This window comes from Herbaspirillum aquaticum, from assembly GCF_002213425.1.
Taxonomy (GTDB): domain Bacteria; phylum Pseudomonadota; class Gammaproteobacteria; order Burkholderiales; family Burkholderiaceae_D; genus Herbaspirillum; species Herbaspirillum aquaticum.
On sequence record NZ_NJGV01000011.1, the window covers coordinates 155,103 to 172,898 of the forward strand.

Annotated in this window: 16 protein-coding genes; 7 read left to right on the forward strand and 9 right to left on the reverse strand. The window is 65.0% G+C overall.

Annotated elements, in window-relative coordinates:
- Positions 1-82 precede the first annotated feature (82 nt).
- Positions 83-637, forward strand: a complete 555-nt coding sequence (locus CEJ45_RS14005; protein WP_088755752.1) for a cob(I)yrinic acid a,c-diamide adenosyltransferase — start codon at positions 83-85, stop codon at positions 635-637.
- Positions 638-1,057: 420 nt separating this feature from the next.
- Here CEJ45_RS14005 and dxs read toward each other — a convergent pair whose 3' ends face one another.
- The 3 genes from dxs to CEJ45_RS14020 form a co-directional block, all read right to left on the reverse strand.
- Positions 1,058-2,923 (reverse strand): 1-deoxy-D-xylulose-5-phosphate synthase, encoded by a 1,866-nt coding sequence (dxs, locus tag CEJ45_RS14010; RefSeq protein ID WP_088755703.1) that lies wholly within the window; start codon positions 2,921-2,923, stop codon positions 1,058-1,060.
- 78 nt (positions 2,924-3,001) lie between these two features.
- Positions 3,002-3,949 carry a polyprenyl synthetase family protein gene (locus tag CEJ45_RS14015; protein WP_088755704.1) on the reverse strand — a complete coding sequence of 316 codons (948 nt, stop codon included), beginning with the start codon at positions 3,947-3,949 and terminating at the stop codon, positions 3,002-3,004.
- Positions 3,949-4,221, reverse strand: coding sequence for an exodeoxyribonuclease VII small subunit (locus CEJ45_RS14020; RefSeq protein ID WP_088755705.1), 273 nt, complete (start codon positions 4,219-4,221; stop codon positions 3,949-3,951). The genes CEJ45_RS14015 and CEJ45_RS14020 overlap by 1 nt, the downstream gene beginning before the upstream one ends.
- 267 nt (positions 4,222-4,488) lie before the next feature.
- Between CEJ45_RS14020 and CEJ45_RS14025 the strand changes: the two genes are divergently transcribed.
- The 3 genes from CEJ45_RS14025 to CEJ45_RS14035 all read left to right on the forward strand — a co-directional run bounded on the left by CEJ45_RS14025 (position 4,489) and on the right by CEJ45_RS14035 (position 7,672).
- On the forward strand, positions 4,489-5,610 hold the full coding sequence (locus tag CEJ45_RS14025; RefSeq protein ID WP_088755706.1) for an aromatic ring-hydroxylating oxygenase subunit alpha: 1,122 nt from the start codon (positions 4,489-4,491) through the stop codon (positions 5,608-5,610).
- Between the two features lie 221 nt (positions 5,611-5,831).
- Complete coding sequence (locus CEJ45_RS14030; protein ID WP_088755707.1) at positions 5,832-6,749, forward strand: DMT family transporter; 918 nt, start codon at positions 5,832-5,834, stop codon at positions 6,747-6,749.
- Between the two features lie 65 nt (positions 6,750-6,814).
- Positions 6,815-7,672 (forward strand): sulfurtransferase, encoded by an 858-nt coding sequence (locus CEJ45_RS14035; protein WP_088755708.1) that lies wholly within the window; start codon positions 6,815-6,817, stop codon positions 7,670-7,672.
- Positions 7,673-7,697: 25 nt separating this feature from the next.
- On the opposite strand, the gene CEJ45_RS14040 is transcribed toward CEJ45_RS14035, so the two are convergent.
- From CEJ45_RS14040 to CEJ45_RS14060, 5 genes are all read right to left on the reverse strand, one after another.
- Entirely contained in the window at positions 7,698-8,639 is a 942-nt protein-coding gene (locus tag CEJ45_RS14040; RefSeq protein ID WP_088755753.1) for a LysR family transcriptional regulator, read from the reverse strand.
- Positions 8,640-8,892: 253 nt separating this feature from the next.
- The gene (locus CEJ45_RS14045; protein ID WP_241517345.1) at positions 8,893-9,627 is read right to left on the reverse strand and encodes a ZIP family metal transporter; all 735 of its coding nucleotides are present in this window, start codon (positions 9,625-9,627) and stop codon (positions 8,893-8,895) included.
- A gap of 104 nt (positions 9,628-9,731) precedes the next feature.
- Positions 9,732-11,909 (reverse strand): chemotaxis protein CheA, encoded by a 2,178-nt coding sequence (locus CEJ45_RS14050; protein ID WP_088755710.1) that lies wholly within the window; start codon positions 11,907-11,909, stop codon positions 9,732-9,734.
- An 11-nt stretch (positions 11,910-11,920) separates the two neighbouring features.
- Positions 11,921-14,137, reverse strand: coding sequence for a methyl-accepting chemotaxis protein (locus CEJ45_RS14055; RefSeq protein WP_088755711.1), 2,217 nt, complete (start codon positions 14,135-14,137; stop codon positions 11,921-11,923).
- A 128-nt stretch (positions 14,138-14,265) separates the two neighbouring features.
- Complete coding sequence (locus CEJ45_RS14060) at positions 14,266-14,850, reverse strand: chemotaxis protein CheW (protein WP_088755712.1); 585 nt, start codon at positions 14,848-14,850, stop codon at positions 14,266-14,268.
- A 95-nt stretch (positions 14,851-14,945) separates the two neighbouring features.
- On the opposite strand from CEJ45_RS14060, the gene CEJ45_RS24565 reads away from it, so the two are divergent.
- Entirely contained in the window at positions 14,946-15,152 is a 207-nt protein-coding gene (locus tag CEJ45_RS24565) for a hypothetical protein (protein WP_141107002.1), read from the forward strand.
- Between the two features lie 149 nt (positions 15,153-15,301).
- On the opposite strand, the gene CEJ45_RS14065 is transcribed toward CEJ45_RS24565, so the two are convergent.
- On the reverse strand, positions 15,302-15,454 hold the full coding sequence (locus CEJ45_RS14065) for a rubredoxin (protein WP_006461975.1): 153 nt from the start codon (positions 15,452-15,454) through the stop codon (positions 15,302-15,304).
- A gap of 98 nt (positions 15,455-15,552) precedes the next feature.
- Here CEJ45_RS14065 and thiD point away from each other — a divergent pair, with 98 nt between their 5' ends.
- Positions 15,553-16,401, forward strand: a complete 849-nt coding sequence (gene thiD, locus CEJ45_RS14070; protein ID WP_088755713.1) for a bifunctional hydroxymethylpyrimidine kinase/phosphomethylpyrimidine kinase — start codon at positions 15,553-15,555, stop codon at positions 16,399-16,401.
- Positions 16,402-16,435: 34 nt separating this feature from the next.
- On the forward strand, positions 16,436-17,719 hold the full coding sequence (gene hemL, locus CEJ45_RS14075; RefSeq protein ID WP_088755714.1) for a glutamate-1-semialdehyde 2,1-aminomutase: 1,284 nt from the start codon (positions 16,436-16,438) through the stop codon (positions 17,717-17,719).
- Positions 17,720-17,796: the final 77 nt, after the last annotated feature.

A 17,796-nucleotide genomic window follows, 5' to 3' on the forward strand; every position in this document is an offset into this window, starting at 1 on the left:
CGGCGGCTCGCAGCGCATGGGAAGCGCTTGCCTTGGGCGGGGCTTGCGCTTAAGCTGCCCGGCGGATCAACTAGGAGCAATGATGGGCAACCGACTTTCGAAAATCGCCACCCGCACGGGCGATGATGGCAGCACCGGGCTGGGCGATGGCAGCCGCGTGGGCAAGGACAGCCTGCGCATCCAGGCGCTGGGCGATGTGGATGAGCTCAATTCGCAGCTGGGCCTGCTGTTGTGCGAGACGCTGCCGGCCGCATTGCGGGAAGAGCTGGTGTCGATCCAGCATGACCTCTTCGACCTGGGCGGCGAGTTGTGCATCCCGGGCTATACGGTGTTGGCCGATGCGCACCTGGCACGGCTGGACGCCCTGCTGGAAAAATACAACGCCACCCTGCCCCCGCTGAAGGAATTCATCCTGCCCGGCGGCTCGCGCACGGCCGCGCTGGCGCACGTGTGCCGCACCGTATGCCGCCGCGCCGAGCGCAGCGTGGTCATGCTGGAGAAGGCCGAGGCCGGCGTGAATGCGCCGGCGCGGCAGTACCTCAATCGCCTCTCCGACCTGTGCTTCGTGCTGGCGCGCGTGCTCAACCGGGAAGCGGGTGGGCAGGATGTGTTGTGGGAGAAGGGGCGGGAGCGCTGATCGTCGTTCTACCGCACGAGAAATGTGAAACGCCCCGCGGGAAACCGGCGGGGCGTTTTCATTTTCAGTTGGGGGGATGCAATGACTTAGGGCCTGTTCACATTCAATCTGCGAGTGCGAGAGGCCGCCAAGCGTTGGCTGCCTAGGCGCAGCGACGCGCCGTGGTGGTGCCACGGCAAGGAGCTGCAACAACGGCAGGCGACGCTTGGCGGCCTCTCCCGGAGGGTTGCCCCCAGAAGGCGCGCTGGCCGCGTTGCACGTCAGGGCTGGTGGCACCACCACCAGCCCTGACGCGCGCCTTGCCACCACGCCTTCTGGGGGCAACGCATCTCGCAGATTGAATGTGAACAGGCCCTAGTTCAACGCGGCGATTTTCTTAGTTTCCACCGAGCAAAAACTAAGTCCGGCAACCGTGCCTCCTCAGCCGTTGTTGACCACCAGCTTGGGTTCATCCTTGCCAAAGCGCTGGATGATGGACTGCGCGATGCCATCGGCATCCAGCCCGCACTGCGCCAGCAGTTGCACGGCGTCGCCGTGATCGATGAAGCGGTCCGGCAGGCCCAGGTGCAGCACCGGCTTGTTGATGCCAGCGGCGGCCAAGGCCTCGGAGACGGCCGCACCGGCGCCACCCATGATGCAGCCCTCTTCCACCGTCACCAGCGCATCGTGCGAGGCGGCCAACTGCTTGACCAGTTCCGCATCCAGCGGCTTGATGAAGCGCATGTTGGCCACCGTGGCGTTGAGCTTGTCGCCCGCGCCCAGGGCCGGTGCCAGCAGGCTGCCGAAGGCCAGGATGGCAACATCCTTGCCCTGGCGGCGGATTTCTCCCTTGCCCAGCGGCAGGGTCTCGAGCGTCTTCTCCACTGCGGCACCGATACCGGCACCACGCGGATAACGCACCGAAGCCGGACCGGGATACTGATAGGCGGTGGAGAGCATCTTGCGGCACTCATCCTCATCGGAAGCCGCCATCACCACCATGTTGGGGATACAGCGCAGGAAGGCCAGGTCGTAATTGCCGGCGTGGGTCGCACCGTCTGCGCCGACCAGGCCGGCACGGTCCAGGGCGAAGGTCACATCCAGGTTCTGCAGGGCCACGTCGTGGATCAGCTGGTCATAGGCGCGCTGCAGGAAGGTCGAGTAAATCGCCACCACCGGCTTCATGCCCTCGCAGGCCATGCCGGCAGCGAAGGTGACGGCGTGCTGTTCGGCGATGCCGACGTCGTAGTAGCGGTCCGGGAATTTCTTTTCAAAGCCCACCATGCCCGAGCCTTCGCGCATGGCCGGGGTGATGCCGACCAGCTTCTCGTCGGCGGCAGCCATGTCGCACAGCCAGTCGCCGAAGACCTGGGTATAGGTCAGCTTGCCGCCGGCACTGGGCTTGATGCCTTCGCTGGGGTTGAACTTGCCGGGGCCGTGATAGAGCACCGGATCGGCTTCGGCCAGCTTGTAGCCCTGTCCCTTCCTGGTGACCACGTGCAGGAATTGCGGGCCCTTCAGGTGCTTCAGGTTCTGCAGCGTGGGGACCAGCGAGTCGAGGTCATGGCCATCGATGGGGCCGATGTAGTTGAAACCGAATTCCTCGAACATGGTGGCCGGGACCACCATGCCCTTGGCATGTTCTTCCAGGCGCTTGGCCAGTTCCAGCACGGGGCCGGGCAGTACCGACTTGCCGACGTCACGCGCTTTGGCGTAGAACTTGCCCGACATCAGGCGCGCCAGGTAGCGGTTGAGCGCACCCACGGGCGGCGAGATCGACATGTCGTTGTCGTTGAGGATCACCAGCAGGTTGATGTCTTCATGCACGCCCGCATTGTTGAGCGCTTCGAAGGCCATGCCGGCGGTCATGGCGCCGTCGCCGATGACGGCGATGGCGTGACGGTCAGAGCCTTGGGTCTTGGCGGCCAGGGCCATGCCCAGCGCAGCCGAGATCGAGGTCGAGGAGTGGGCGGTGCCGAAGGTGTCGTATTCGCTTTCGATGCGGCGCGGGAAGCCCGAGATGCCCTCCTGCTGGCGCAGCGAAGCCATGCGCTCGCGGCGGCCGGTCAGGATCTTGTGCGGGTAGGTCTGGTGGCCCACATCCCAGACGATGCGGTCCTGCGGCGTATTGAAGACGTAATGCAGCGCGATGGTCAGCTCGACCGTGCCCAGGTTGGAGGACAGGTGACCGCCGGTCTTAGAGACCGAATCCAGCAGGAAACCGCGCAGCTCTTCGGCCAGCGGCTTCAATTGATGGCGGGACAGGCGGCGCAGGTCGGCCGGGTCGTTGATGGTATTGAGGAGCATCTGTTCTTACCGTGTTGGGGTCTGAAGGCCGCGCCTGGCACATGCCGCGCGGTCCGTCTTCATGCCTGGTTACGTCGCTTAAGTTTTTCTCTGCACGATCAGGTCGGCCAGCTCACGCAGGCGGCGCGCCTTCTCGCCGAAGGGCGCCAGCGCCGCATGGGCATTGCCGCGCAGCTTCTCGGCCAGCGCCTGCGATTCGGCCAGGCCCAGGATCGAGACATAGGTCGGCTTGTTGTCCGCCGCATCCTTGCCCGCCGTCTTGCCCAGCGTGGCCGAGTCGGCAGTGGCATCGAGGATGTCGTCCACTACCTGGAAGGCCAGGCCGATGGCGCGCGCGTAGTCGTCCAGCGCGGCGGTCTCATCGGCGGTGAGCGTCTTGCCGCCCAGCGCGCCCAAGAGCACCGCTGCGCGCAGCAGGGCACCGGTCTTGAGGCGATGCATCTGTTCCAGCTCGGCCAGCGACAAGGTCATGCCCACGCTGGCCAGGTCGATGGCCTGGCCGCCGCACATGCCCACTGAACCTGCGGCCTGGGCCAGCAGGTTCATCATGCGCAACTGGCGTGCCGTCACACCGGCGTCGCTCTTGCCCAGCTCGGCCTCCAGCGGTGCCGACAAGATATCGAAGGCCTGCGCCTGCAGCGCATCGCCAACCAAAAGCGCAGTCGCTTCGTCATATTGCACGTGCACCGTGGGCTTGCCACGGCGCAGGGCATCGTCATCCATGCAGGGCATGTCGTCATGCACCAGCGAATAGACGTGGATCATCTCCACGGCCGCCGCCGCCCGGTCCAGCAGCGCGCGCGGGGTATCGAAGATGTCGCCGGCGGCATAGACCAGCAGCGGACGTACGCGCTTGCCGCCATCCATGGCGGTGTAGCGCATGGCTTCGTGCAGGCGCGCCGGCACCACCGAGGTCGCGGGCAGGAATCGGTCCAGCACGTCTTCCATGCCGCCCTGCACCTGGCGCATCCAGTCGACAAACGCTAGCGGGGCCTGCGCACTGGCGGCCGGCATCTGTGCATTCATCAGTCGTCCCCGCCGGCAGCATCGGCTGCATTGAAGGGCTTGAGCATGTCGCCTTCGAGCAGCTTGACCTGGCTGTCAACCTTGTCGAGCTGGCCGGCGCAGAACTTCACCAGTTCGGAGCCGCGCTTGTAGGCGGCCACCGACGCTTCCAGCGGCAGTTCGCCGGCTTCCATGCGGGCCACGAGCTGCTCCAGTTCGGCCATCGCCTCTTCGAAGGAGGCAGGCAAGGCAGCAGCGGAAGCCGAAGGTGCGGCGGCAGAGGTTCTAGGCATATCGACCCATTCAAAATTCCAACCCGGTATTTTAGAACAAACCGGCGATACCCAAGTCAATCAAGGGCGTGGAAATGTCAGCGGATTTCGCGCCGAGCTTGTAAATTCGGCCAATTTACTGGCATTTTGGCCACAAAACCCGGCCCCTTATGGGGGTTTTGTGGCATAATCCTCGGTTCTGTCCAAAATTTCCTCTTCATATTATTTGAACATAGGTTTTTGCGGATTTTCTTCCTTAGGTTGGTGCAAATTAATTTGGGGGCGGAAATGTCCGATCTTGCTACTTTTGCCAAATTGGCGCGCTCAAACGCGCAACTTCCAGTCCACGTCTACTTTGACGAACCGCTTCATCAGCGGGAACTGAAACAACTCTTCCAGCAGGGACCTCGTTACGTCGGCCATGAGCTGATGGTGCCCGAAGCCGGCGACTATTCCACCCTGCCGTGGGAAAAAGAAGGCCGCATGCTGGTGCGCAATGCGCAGGGTATTGAACTGCTGTCCAACGTATGCCGCCACCGCCAGGCCAAGATGCTCGACGGCCGCGGCAACGCCAGCAACATCGTCTGTCCCCTGCATCGCTGGACCTATGATCTGAAGGGCGAGTTGATCGGCGCGCCGCATTTCGGCGAGACGCCGTGCATGAACCTGTCCAAGACCCCGCTGCAAAGCTGGAACGGACTGCTGTTCGAGAACAACGGCGTCAACATCGCCGACAAGCTCAAGAACCTGGGCGTAACGCGCGACCTGGATTTCTCCGGCTACCTGTACGACCACACCGAAGTGCACGAGTGCGACTACAACTGGAAGACCTTCATCGAGGTCTACCTGGAGGATTACCACGTCGAGCCCTTCCATCCCGGTCTCGGCAACTTCGTCAGTTGCTCCGACCTGAAGTGGGAATTCGGCCGCGACTACAGCGTGCAGACCGTGGGCGTGAACCACGGCCTGATCAAGTCCGGCTCGCCGACCTATGCCAAGTGGCAGGAAAAGCTGCTGCAGTTCTCCAACGGCAAGCCGCCCAAGTATGGCGCCATCTGGCTCACGCTCTACCCCAACATCATGGTGGAGTGGTACCCGCACGTACTGGTGGTGTCCACGCTTTGGCCGACCGGTCCGCAGAAGACCACCAACGTGGTGGAGTTCTACTATCCGGAAGAAATCGCCCTGTTCGAACGCGAACTGGTCGAGGCCGAACGCGCCGCCTACATGGAGACCTGCGTCGAGGATGACGAGATCGCCCTGCGCATGGATGCCGGCCGTCGTATACTGATGGATCGCGGCACCAGCGAAGTCGGTCCCTACCAGTCGCCCATGGAAGACGGCATGCAGCACTTCCACGAGTGGTATCGCCAGCAGCTGGACGTGCCGCAAGGAACCAGCACACCATAACCAGGCCAACAGGCCGCGCAGGGGGAAAGCAGATGCAGGCAACGCGGCAAGCTCACGACGGACGTAGTCTGCGCCGTCATTGTCGCCCGCCCTCCGGCGTCCGCTCCTCCCGCTCCCGCTGCACGACGGCAGCCCCGGTTCACGCCGGGGCTGCCGTTTTCTTTGGTGCGCGCCACGCGTGCGCCTTGCCCATTCTCCCCTCACCCTACTGAACCGCCGCCATGCAATCGCTCTGGATGCTCGTCGCCTCATTCCTCTTTGCCGTCATGGGCGTGTGCGTCAAGCTCGCCAGCCAGTACTACACGACCTCCGAGATCGTGCTCTGCCGTGGCGTGATCGGCGTGCTCTTCATCCTCTGCCTGATCCGCCTGCGCGGGGGCACGCTGCGCACGCCGTTCCCGCGTGACCACCTCATCCGTGGCGGCGTGGGCGTGGTCTCGCTGTGGATGTGGTTCTATTCCTTCAGCCTGCTGCCGATTGCCACGGCCACGACGCTGAACTACATGTCCTCGATCTGGATCGCGGTGATGCTGTTCGTGGCCGGCTGGTGGCAGGGCCACAAGAAATTCGAATGGGGCCTGGCCGGTACGGTGGCACTGAGCTTCCTCGGGGTGGCGCTGCTGATGCGACCATCGCTCAATGCCGAGCAGCTGCTGGGAGGCGCCATCTCGCTGGCCTCGGGCGTGCTCTCGGCACTGGTCTACCTGCAGGTGCGCAAGCTGGGGCTCTTGGGGGAACCGGAGTACCGCGTGGTGTTCTACTTTTCTGCCACGGGCGTCTTGGCCGGCCTGGTCGGCAGCGTGGTGACGGGCCGCGTGCCGCTGTGGCACAGCCACTCCTGGATCGGTGCGCTGCTGGTGCTCATGATAGGCTTGACGGCCACCACCGCGCAGATCGCCATGACGCGCGCCTACCGGCTCGGCAATACGCTGGTGACCGCCAACCTGCAATACACGGGCATCGTCTTTTCCAGCCTCTTCGGGGTGCTGATCTGGGATGATGCGCCGGGCTGGATAGGCTGGCTGGGCATGGCGATCATCCTGGCCAGTGGCATGCTGGCGACCTATCGCAACCAGCGCAAGAGCCAGGCCGTGGCCAAGAACGTACCCAAGGTGGACCCGATCGCCACCGAAGTCTGAATCCATGAACCCCGAATCCCTGAATCCTGCCCGCTTGCAGGGCTTATGAACAAAAGGAGAGCCGCATGACCTACCAGACCCTCATCAGCGCCAGCGAATTGAAATCGCGCGCGCAGTATCTGAACATTGTGGTCGTGGACTGCCGTCACGACCTGACCAACCCGGCCTACGGCCGTGAAGCCTATGCCGCCGGCCATCTGCCCCAGGCACGCTTCGCCCATCTCGATGAGCTGCTCTCCGGCGCCAAGACCGATGCCGCCGGCCGCTTCCATGGCCGTCATCCGCTGCCGGACCGCCAGCAATTCGTGCAAGCCATGCGCGACCTGGGCATCAACAATGACACGCAAGTGGTGGCCTACGACGCGCATGGCGGCATGTATGCCGCGCGCCTGTGGTGGCTGCTGCGCTGGATCGGCCACAGCGACGTGGCCGTGCTCGATGGCGGCATGGCCGCATGGCAGGCGCTGGGTGAGACGCTGACCAGCGAGGTGCCGGAGGCGGCTGTACCGGGCAACATCCAGGATCTGTCCTCGCTGGTCAAGACCGTGGATGCACAGGCATTGCTGGACAATCTCAAGAGCCAAACCCTGCAAGTGGTCGATGCACGCGCACCGGATCGTTTCCGTGGCGAGAACGAAACCATCGATGCGGTGGGCGGACATATCCCGGGCGCGAAGAACCGCTTCTTCAAGGACAACCTGCAGGCCGATGGCCACTTCAAGAGCGCCACGCAATTGCGCGAGGAATGGCTGTCGGTGGTGGGCGATCCGCAGGCTGCGGTCATGCAGTGCGGCTCGGGCGTCACGGCCTGCCACAACCTGCTGGCGCTGGAAGTGGCCGGCTTGCCGGGCGCGCATCTTTATCCGGGTTCGTGGAGCGAGTGGAGTTCCGATCCGCAACGCCCGGTGGCCACGGGCAACTGATCCTGGCACCGGTGCGTGCGGCACCCTACGACAAGTCGGGTGCCACGCTCCCTGCCATTGCCGTGACCCCCGCCTCGTGCAGGCGGGCCACGAACGTCTCCACGAACTGCTGCACCATGGCCGGCGCATCGCGTCGGCGCAGCAGGGCCACTTCCGAATGGAAATCGGCATCCTTGAGCGCGGGAAAACTGACGCCGGCCGACAGTGAAATACTGGCCATGCTCTGCGGTACGACGGCGATGCCGAAACCTGCATTGACCAGGCTCAGCAAGGAATTCTTGCGCGAGGTAGCGCGCGCCACGCGCGGATAGAAACCGTGCGCAATGCAGCGCTCGGCCACCAGGTAACTCAAGCCGCCGCGATCGCGGTGCGGCACCGTCACGAAGAAATCATCCCGCAATTCCGCAATCTCCACTTCGCTGCGGCCAGCCAGCCTGTGCGTGGCCGGTACGGCCGCCACCAGGCGCTCGCGGTAGAGCACGGTGCTCTCCAGATTCGGGTGCGCACGCAGGATGGGCAGCCGCGCCAGGCCGATATCGGCGCTGCCTTCGACGATCTCGCGGGCCTGGTATTCGGAAGGAGCCTGCGAGATTTCCAGCGAGATGCCGGGGAAATCCTTCAACGCTGCATTGAGGGTCGGACCCAGCGGTGCCGACAGTGGCACCGAGCTGGAGTGCAGCAGGCGCAAGGCCCCGTGCTCGCCCTTGCCGATGGTGCGTGCCTGCGCCACCGCGCGGTCCAGGTCGAGCAGGATGCGGCGGCTGCGTTCATAGAAATCCTGGCCCGCCTGGGTCAGTTCGAACGCCTTGGCCTCGCGCTTGATGAGCACCACATCCAGGTCCGCTTCCAGCTCCTTGACCTGGCGGCTCAGCGCTGACTGCGCGATGAAGAGGCGCTCGGAGGCGCGGGTGTAGCCGCGTGCCTCGACGATCTCGACGAAGTAGCGCAACTGCCGGATGGAAATCATGCTGTTCTCCCCTGCCCGGTTCTGGCGGCGCATCCATCTCGTTTCGAGATGGCGGGCCGGCTGATTTGATATTGGCGTACCGCGCGCGGCACCCCTACAGTGAAGCCATCCGCAACCCCGCCTGCGGCGATGAAAGGATGGATCGTGCTCCAGGATCTCTTGTTGTTCCTCGGCCTGCTGGGCCTGGTCTGCAGCGTGGGCATGCGCTGGATATTGCGCCGCCAGCGCCCCACGCCTGAGCGGCCCGATCCCCTCAGTGAGCGTGCGCCTGATGCGTCAGTGCCAGCACGATCAGCACGCCCGCTGCAATCAGGATCACCTGCGGGATCGTCTCGCGCAGGGTGGCGCGGCGCTGCATCTGCGGCATCAAATCGGAAACGGCGATGTAGATGAAGCCCGAGGAGGCAAACACCAGCACGAAGGGAATCCATTCCATGCCACGCTCCAGCATGAAGTAGCCCAGCACGCCGCCGGCCACCGCCATCAGGCTGCAGATGAGGTTGTAGACGTAGGCGCGGGTGCGCGAGAAACCGGCATTGAGCAGCACGATGAAGTCGCCAATCTCCTGGGGGATCTCATGCGCGATGATGGCAAGCCCGGTGACCAGGCCCAGGTGCGGGTCGGCCAGGAAGGCCGCTGCAATCAGGATGCCATCGGTGAAATTGTGCAGGCCGTCGCCGACCAGGATCATCCAGCCGGCCTTGCCGGCTTCTTTCTTGTCGTGCCCGTGGTGATGGCCGTGGCCATCGTCTTCGTGATGGTGTGAATGCCGCAGGATGGCCGTCTTCTCCAAAAGGAAGAACACCAGCAGGCCGCCCAGCAGCACCGCGAAGAGCGTGTGCGGTTCAGCCCCGGATTCAAAGGCTTCCGGCAGCGCATGCAGCAGCGAGGTCGACAGCATGATGCCCACCGACAGGCTGACCATGCGCTCGACCACCTTCGACAGCAGTGCGAAGGAGAACACCGCCGCAGCGGTAATGCTGACCACGCCAGCCAGGGTGGTGGCCAGCAGGATGGAGACGAGTGTGGAGTCGATGACGGACCTCGGGCGAAAGACGATGCAGGGGCAACAGCAGGCGCACCCAAAGCCCGTTATTGTACGCCCGCCGCCCTGCCGCTGCCATCTACGCGGCGCGAGCCAGCCAGCAGCAGTGGATTGATGATGAGCACGATCTGCCCATCCCCCAGCACGGTGGCGCCGACCATGCCGGCCAGCGTCGCCACCTGCGGCCCGACCGGCTTGACCACCACTTCGCGGTTGCCGCTGACGTGGTCGGCCATGATCACCATCAGTTCATCGCCGTTCTTGATGAGCAAGGCAAAGGCCGTACCGGTTTCGCTCGAGCCTGGCAGCGGCACCGGCGGCGGCTCGTCCAGCAGCACGTGCAGCGGGTGCAGCCGCAGTTCGCGGCCATTGATTTCCAGTGCGCGCCGCGCCAGGGCCTGGCGCGCCTGCTCGCTGCGCAGCTGGATGACGCTGTCGATGAGAGTGGAAGGAATGGCGTACTGCTGCTGCCCGTGATGCAGCAGGCAGACCTGCTGCACCGCCAGGGACAGCGGCAGGTAGAGCGTGAAGAGCACGCCCTGCCCGGGCTGCGAGTGCACCGTCATGCGCCCGCCCAGTGCGGCCACTTCGGCACGCACCACATCCATGCCGATGCCGCGTCCGGCCAGGGCAGAGACTTGCGATTGCGTACTGAAACCGGGTTCGAAGATCAGCTCGGCCAGGCGCGCCTGGCTCCAGTGCTCCACACCCGCCACGCCGCGCTGCATCGCCTTGTGGCCGATGGCGGCCAGGTCCAGCCCGCGGCCATCGTCGCTGACGCGGATGACCGCTTCATTGCCCTCGTGCCCCGCCTGGATGCGCAGGCGGCCACTGCCCGGCTTGCCGGCCGCGCGCCGCACCGCTGCATCCTCGATGCCATGCACGGCGGCATTGCGCAGCAGGTGTTCCAGCGGTCCCATCAGGCGTTCGAGGATGGCGCGGTCGATCTGCAGCCGGCAGTCCGACAGGTCCAGAGCCAGCGGCTTGCCGGTCTCGGCCGCGACCTGGCGTACCAGGTGCTGCATGCGCGGCTCCATGCTGTTGAACTTGACCATGCGCGCATGCATCAGCTCCTGCTGCAGCTCGCGCGTGGTACGCCCCTGCAGGCGCAGCCCTTCGCGGGTTTTCAGCACCCGTTGCAGCAGCCGCTTCTGGCGCGCCACGGCAGCGCCCAGGGCGGCTTCCATGGCTTTGGCCAGTTCCGTCAGGGCGGTGCCGGCCTCGTGGGGTACCGGTCGGTCGCCATGCTCCCAGTTGCGCTGCCACTGCTGCAGCTGCAGGGCCAGCGCGTCCAGTTCTTCACCCAGCTCACGGGCGTCGCCCTGCATGGCGCCGATTTCGTTATCCAGCTGGGCACGGCTGATGGAAACTTCACCGACCTGGTTCAGCAGCTTGTCCAGCACGGTGGTGCGGATGCGCACCAGGGGCGCGCTCAGCCGCCCTTCCACCGCCGTCACGCCAGGCGCAGGCTTGGCGGGCGCCGCAAGCGGCAAGGCCGACATGCCCTGCTCCAGGGTACTGAAGTGTTCCACCGCCTGGTCATACAGGGCCAGCAGCGCGGCCACGGAATGCGGTGCCGGGCTGCCGTCGGCCAGGCGCTGCAGGGCGCCTTCCATGTCGTGCAGGCAGCGGCTCAGGTGCAGCGCACCGACCATGCGGGCGCTGCCCTTGAGCGTATGCAGGGGCCGCGCCAGCTCGGCCAGCAGACCGGTATCGAGCGCCGCGGGATGCTCGCTCTCGGGTAGCACCAGCAAGGTCTCGCCGATGCTGGCGATGAGTTCCTGCGCCTCTTCCAGGAAGACCGGCAGCAGCACCGGATCGATCAGCTCGGGAGGGACGGCGGGCGCGGGCGGTGTCAGGGGCGCTTCCAGCTGTGCCGCCAGGGCCTGGATGCCGGCGTCGAGCAAACCGCGTGTACGCGCCTGTGCGGCAATATCGCTGCCCTGGTTCTGTACGGAGGCCAGCAAGGCCGAGGCCGATTCGGCAAAGGCCGTGGCCCCGCTGCTGCCGGCGTAATCTCGCAGGGCCGCCAGGGCGCGCAGCACCAGTGCAGGCAGGCCACAGCTGACTCCCTCCTGGCCCAGGCGCGCAAACCAGGCTGCACTTTGCTGGCGCACGATGGCCAGCAGCGGGCGCAAGGTCTGGCGCAGGCGCTCGTCATCGCCGGCGGTGCGAGCCGTGCCGTCAATGAAATGCCCTGGAGCGCGCTCGGTGCTGGTAGTCATGGGGGCCTGGCTCAGGAAACCTTGACGCGGAAGCGCGAGACCGAGCTTTCCAGCTGGCGGGCGGCATCCCACAATTCCTCATAGAGCGTGGCGACCTGCTCGCGGCTTTGCTCGATGATGTCGTTCTCGCTCAGGATGCCCTGGATCTGCTGGGCCACGCCATTGGCCGAGACCGCCTGCTCGCGGGTGGACACCGCCATGCCCTGGATCAGGTCGGCCAGGCGTTTGGAGACGCTGCGGATATCGGCCAGTGCGCTGCCGGCGGCGTCCGACAGCACGGCGCCATCGGTGACTCCGTTGGTGGATTTTTCCATGGCCACCACCACGTCGCGGGTGTCGGCCTGGATCATGCGCACCAGCGCGCCGATTTCGCGGGTGGCGGCGCTGGAGCGCTCGGCCAGGTGCTGCACTTCCTCGGCCACCACCGAGAAGCCGCGCCCGGCCTCGCCCGCCGAGGCGGCCTGGATGGCAGCATTGAGGGCCAGCACATTGGTGCGTTCGGTGATGTCGGAAATCAGGTCGGTGATCTCGCCAATCATCTGCGAGGACGCCCCCAGCCGCTTGATGCGCTCGGAAGTTTCGCGGATCTGCTCGCCGATGCCATCCATGGCCTTGACCGCATCTTCCACCGCACGCGCGCCGCGTTCGGCCACCACCACGGCGTGACGGGCCACATCGGCGGACTCATCGGCCGAGACCGAAATACCGGTGATCTGGTTGGACATCTCCAGCATGGCCTGCGCGATGCGCTGGATGCGCCGGGCCTGCGCACGTGCAGCCGCGCCCAGCTCGGTGGTGGTCCCGCGCACGTGTTCGGAGCTCCAGGCCACCTTGGCGGCCATCTGCGTGACCTGCTCGACCAGCCCGCGCAAGGCTTCCACGGTGTAGTTGACGGAATCGGCAATGGCACCGGTGACATCGTCCGAGACCGTGGTGTGGACCGTCAGGTCGCCATCGGCCACGCGCTGCAGCTCGGTCATCAGGCGTAGCACGGCGGCCTGGGTCAGGTGGTTGGCGCGCATGGCCTTTTCTTCTTCCTGCTGGGCCAGCTGGCGCTGCAGTTCGGCTTCCTGGCGTCGGGCTTCGGCGGCGGCGGCATTGTTGCGGCTGCTCTGCAATTGCACCAGGGCGATGCCGATGGCGCTGAGCAGGGCCATCGCCATGGCGCACAGCATGGCCCAGAAAGTCCAGGAGCGCGCCTTCAGGGCGAGACGGTAGGCGTCTTCCAATTCGGTGAGATGGCGTTTCAAGGTTTCGTTTTCCATGAACACCAGTTGCTCGGAACGCTTGGCCGCGATGAAATTCTGCAGGTTGCCGAGGATGCCGGCGATCTGCGGCTGGTACTCACCGAAGACCCGCGTGAGTTCCTGCAGCTTGCTGCGCAGGTCGGCATCGGTGGCGGCGCGCAGGCGCAGCATCTCGTTGCCTGCCAGCAGGCTCTTCAACAGGTCGCCAAAGGTGGTCAGGTCCTTGCCGAGCATGAAGGCGGTTTCCGCGTTGACGCCCTCGGATGTCAGGAACTCATTGGAGCTGCGCCCCAGGCGCAGGGTCAGCATCACCAGCTGGCTGGCGGCGGCCATCTCGCGCGTGGTCGGCCGGCCTTGCGACTGCAGCATGGCGATCTGCTCGCTCAGGTCCAGCATCACGGGCAGCAGCTGGTTGAGACGCTTCAAGGTGGCGCCGAAACCGGTCAACTCCTTTTCCATGCCGAGGATCGTCTCGGCAGCCAGGTCGGTGCGGCGCCACATGCGGGCCACATTCTCCAGCGCCGGCTTGAGCGCCGGATCGGGCAGGCCGATGTTCTGGCCTTGATACGGACCACCGCTGCTCAGCAGCAGCAGGCCGCGATTGAATTCGAGCCGGCTTTGCGCCAGCTGCACGAAGGCCTGCGGATTGCCCTGGATGGCATTGGGCACGGCCTTGCCGATGCGCTGGGAATGCATCACCAGGTCCGAGGCCAGGTTGGTCTGCAGCGTAGCCAGCAGGTACAGCCGCGCACCCAGCCACATGAACAGGCACAGGGCAGCCAGCGACAGCGCCAGCACGCCCAGCAGGACCCTCGTCTGGGTACGCAGTGAATAAGCTTGCAGCCATGGCAGGCGCAGGCCAGCAGTGCCCCGCCCGTCCACCCTGGCCGGATCGGCGCTGGTTGAGGTGGCGTTCCCGTTGCCGGACCCACGGGCGGCCGGGAGCTTCTTTTTCGACAGGTACGGCAAGGTCGGTTCCATGGCCGGCGTTCCTATTCCCTCTTTACAGATCTCGCAGATCTTCTGGATTTCTCAGGTTTTTCTGATTTACAGGCCTGGTGGTGCAATGGCTTGCAGAGCAGGCCTCGCCGCCGCTTGGGGCGCGGCAGCTAGCGGCCGATCTGCAGAAAACGGCTGTCCTGGCTCAGCAGCGACAGGTCAAGTTCATCCCATTGCTGGTCACCGCTGTCTTTATAACGTCCGGCAAGGCCCGGCAAGGGAATTTCCGTATCGTAATTTTTCGATATTTGCGTCATTTCTGTGATGTCACGCAGTCCCAATACCCTTGACACCAGCAAACCGCATTGCGGTGCCAGGCCCTGGGCCAGCAGCAGGACGTGGCTGCTGCGTCCGATTTCCTGGGGAACGGCACCGGCCAGGCCCATGAGGTCGGCCATGCCGATCAGGCTGCCCCGCAGGTTGAGCAGGCCGCGAAACCAGTCGCGGGTGGCGGGGACGGGGGTGATGGCAAGCCCGGAGAGCGGCACGATCTCGCCGGCTTGGGCCAGCGGGACCAGATAGCAGTGTTCGCCCATGGCCACCGCGAGGCGGCGCGAGCGCATGCTTTCGTTGTCGGAGGCGGCCATGCGCGCCAGCAGCGAGGCCTGGAACTGCTCCAGCCCCTCACGCTCCGGCACGCCGTGAAAGCTGCGCGCGGCCGGCGCGTTGATGACGAAATCCTTGGTGTGTGGCATACCAGCCCTCATGAAACGGTTAAGAAAGGCCATGCCGCCGCACGCTTGCGCGCACGCCGAACCGGGCCAGCGGCGCGATGGCGGGGCTGGGCTCAATGGACAAGACCGAAGGGGGAATGCCGTACTGGGTCCGGGCGGACGTCTGTGCGTCCTGTTATCCGGTCATGCGGGCAAAGCTGGTACTGGAGCAGATTTTACCCAGAAAAGTTCGCCGCTTTTCCGCCCGGCAAAGACATGGCACCAGCAGGCAGAAGAAAATGATGGGAAAACGAGACGAAAATCGTGACAAAGCGGGAGTTTGATGTAGATCAAATCCCGTTAGGCAGGAAAACAGGGGGGGGTGAGCGGCGACTCCCGGCAGGACGGAAGCGCCGCCAGCGCGCCGCCGGGCAGATGACGGCGGGACGCGATGCCGAAGCCGTCGGCGGCGGTACAGCTGATCAGGAAGCGATCAGATCGCGACCATCTCGAAATCTTCCTTGCGGGCGCCGCATTCCGGGCAGGTCCAGTTGATGGGCACATCGTCCCAGCGGGTGCCCGGGGCGATGCCTTCTTCGGGCAGGCCTGCTTCTTCGTCGTAGATCCAACCACAGATCAGGCACATCCAGGTTTTGAATTCGGTTTGGCTGCTATTCGTCACGGCTGACTATCCCTAAAATCAATCAAGTAAAATGCTAAGTCAGCTATCTTAATCTACTCGACGTGCAAAACCAAACTCCTCCCCTCATCCTCAGCTTCGGCGCAGCCGATCCGGTCGGCGCCACGGGCGTGCAGGCCGATCTCGCCACTTTCGCCGCCATGGGCTGCCACGGTTTGTCGGTGGTGACGGCTTTGCTCATCGGTGACACCGCCCGCGTCGAAGACGTGCAGGTCGTCGAAGTGGACTGGGTCGCCGACCAGGCCCGCGTAATCCTCGAAGACATGGCGGTGGCCGCCTTCAAGGTGGGCGCGCTGGGCAGCATCGAGAACATCTCGGTGATTGCCGAGATCGTCTCGGACTATCCCGACGTACCGCTGATCCTGGATCCCTTCATCAGCGCCCTGGCCAACCAGGAAGACGAGGATGATCGCCTGATCGCCATCCGCGAACTGCTGATCCCGCAAGCCACCGTGCTGATCTGCTCGGCCGGTGAACTGACCCGCCTGGCAGAAACCTGGCGCGAGCCGGTGCCAGGCGATGCGCTGGAGCTGGACGCCATGCGCATCATCGAGATGGGCTGCGAATACCTGCTGGTGACCAATACCCAGACCGACCTGCAGGAAGTGGCCAATTCGCTCTTCGACGAATCCGGCCTGGTGCGCCAGGATGCCTGGCCGCGCCTGCCGGGCTCCTTCGTGGGTGCCGGCAGCACGCTCTCGGCGGCCATGGCCGCGATGCTGGCCAATGACCTGGAGGTGCCGCTGGCCGCTTCCGAGGCGCAGGAGTTCACGCTGGCCGCGCTGGCCAATGCGCAGCGCATCGGCATGGGCAAGCTGCTGCCGGACCGCTATTTCTGGGCGCGCGAATCGGAAGATCCTGCCGATCTGGACGCGCCGCCTTCCATCAACTGATTTTCTGTATCCGGACTGAATCGTCCGCACACTCATGACCAAGACCAATGCATCCCTGTTCGCCCGCGCCCAGCAAAGCACGCCGGGCGGCGTCAATTCCCCGGTACGCGCCTTCCGCTCGGTAGGCGGCACCCCGCGCTTCATCGAGCGCGCCGAAGGCCCCTGGTTCTGGGATGCCGAAGGCAAGCGCTACATCGACTACATCGGCTCCTGGGGCCCGGCCATCGTCGGCCACGCCCATCCGGACGTGGTCAAGGCGGTGCAGCAAGCAGCCGCGCGCGGCCTGTCCTTCGGTGCACCGACCGAGGCCGAAATCGAGATGGCCGAAGAGATCATCAAGCTGGTGCCCTCCATCGAGCAGATCCGCCTGGTCTCCTCGGGTACCGAAGCGACCATGAGCGCGCTGCGCCTGGCGCGCGGCGCGACCGGCCGCGACAAGATCATCAAATTCGAAGGCTGCTACCACGGCCACGCCGACTCCCTGCTGGTGAAAGCCGGCAGCGGCTTGCTGACGTTCGGCAACCCGACCTCGGCCGGGGTCCCGGAAGACTTCGCCAAACACACCCTGGTGCTGGACTACAACAACGCCGCCCAGCTGGAAGAGGCCTTCAAGAATGCCGGCAACGAGATCGCCTGCGTGATCGTGGAACCGGTGGCGGGCAACATGAACCTGGTGCGCGCTTCGGACGAGTTCCTGCGCACCATGCGCCGCCTGTGTACCGAATACGGCGCCATCCTGATCTTTGATGAAGTGATGTCGGGCTTCCGCGTGGCGCGCGGCGGCGCCCAGGAATTGAACGGCATCGTTCCCGACCTGACGGCACTGGGCAAGGTGATCGGCGGCGGCCTGCCGGTGGCCGCTTTCGGTGGCCGCGCCGAGGTGATGAAGCACCTGGCGCCGCTGGGTGGCGTCTACCAGGCCGGCACCCTCTCGGGCAATCCGGTGACCGTGGCGGCCGGCATGGCGACCCTGAAGATCATCCAGCAACCGGACTTCTACACCCATCTGACGGCCCAGACCCGCAAGCTGGCCGATGGCCTCACCGCTGCGGCCAAGGCGGCCGGCGTGAGCTTCGCAGCCGATGCCATCGGCGGCATGTTCGGCCTCTACTTCGATGCCAAGGTGCCGACCAGTTACGCGGAGGTGATGCAGGGTGACAAGGAACGCTTCAACCGCTTCTTCCACAAGATGCTGGATGCGGGCGTGTACTTCGCGCCTTCGGCCTTCGAAGCCGGCTTCGTGTCGGCCCAGCACAGCGATGCGATCATCGAGGAAACCATCGCCGCTGCGACCAAGGCCTTCACTGAACTGGGCTGAGGCTGGCGCGGGCGTTTCCGGCGGCGGCGGGCCGCTCCCGGAAATGCCCGTCGCATGGAGGGTCCGGGGCCATATGA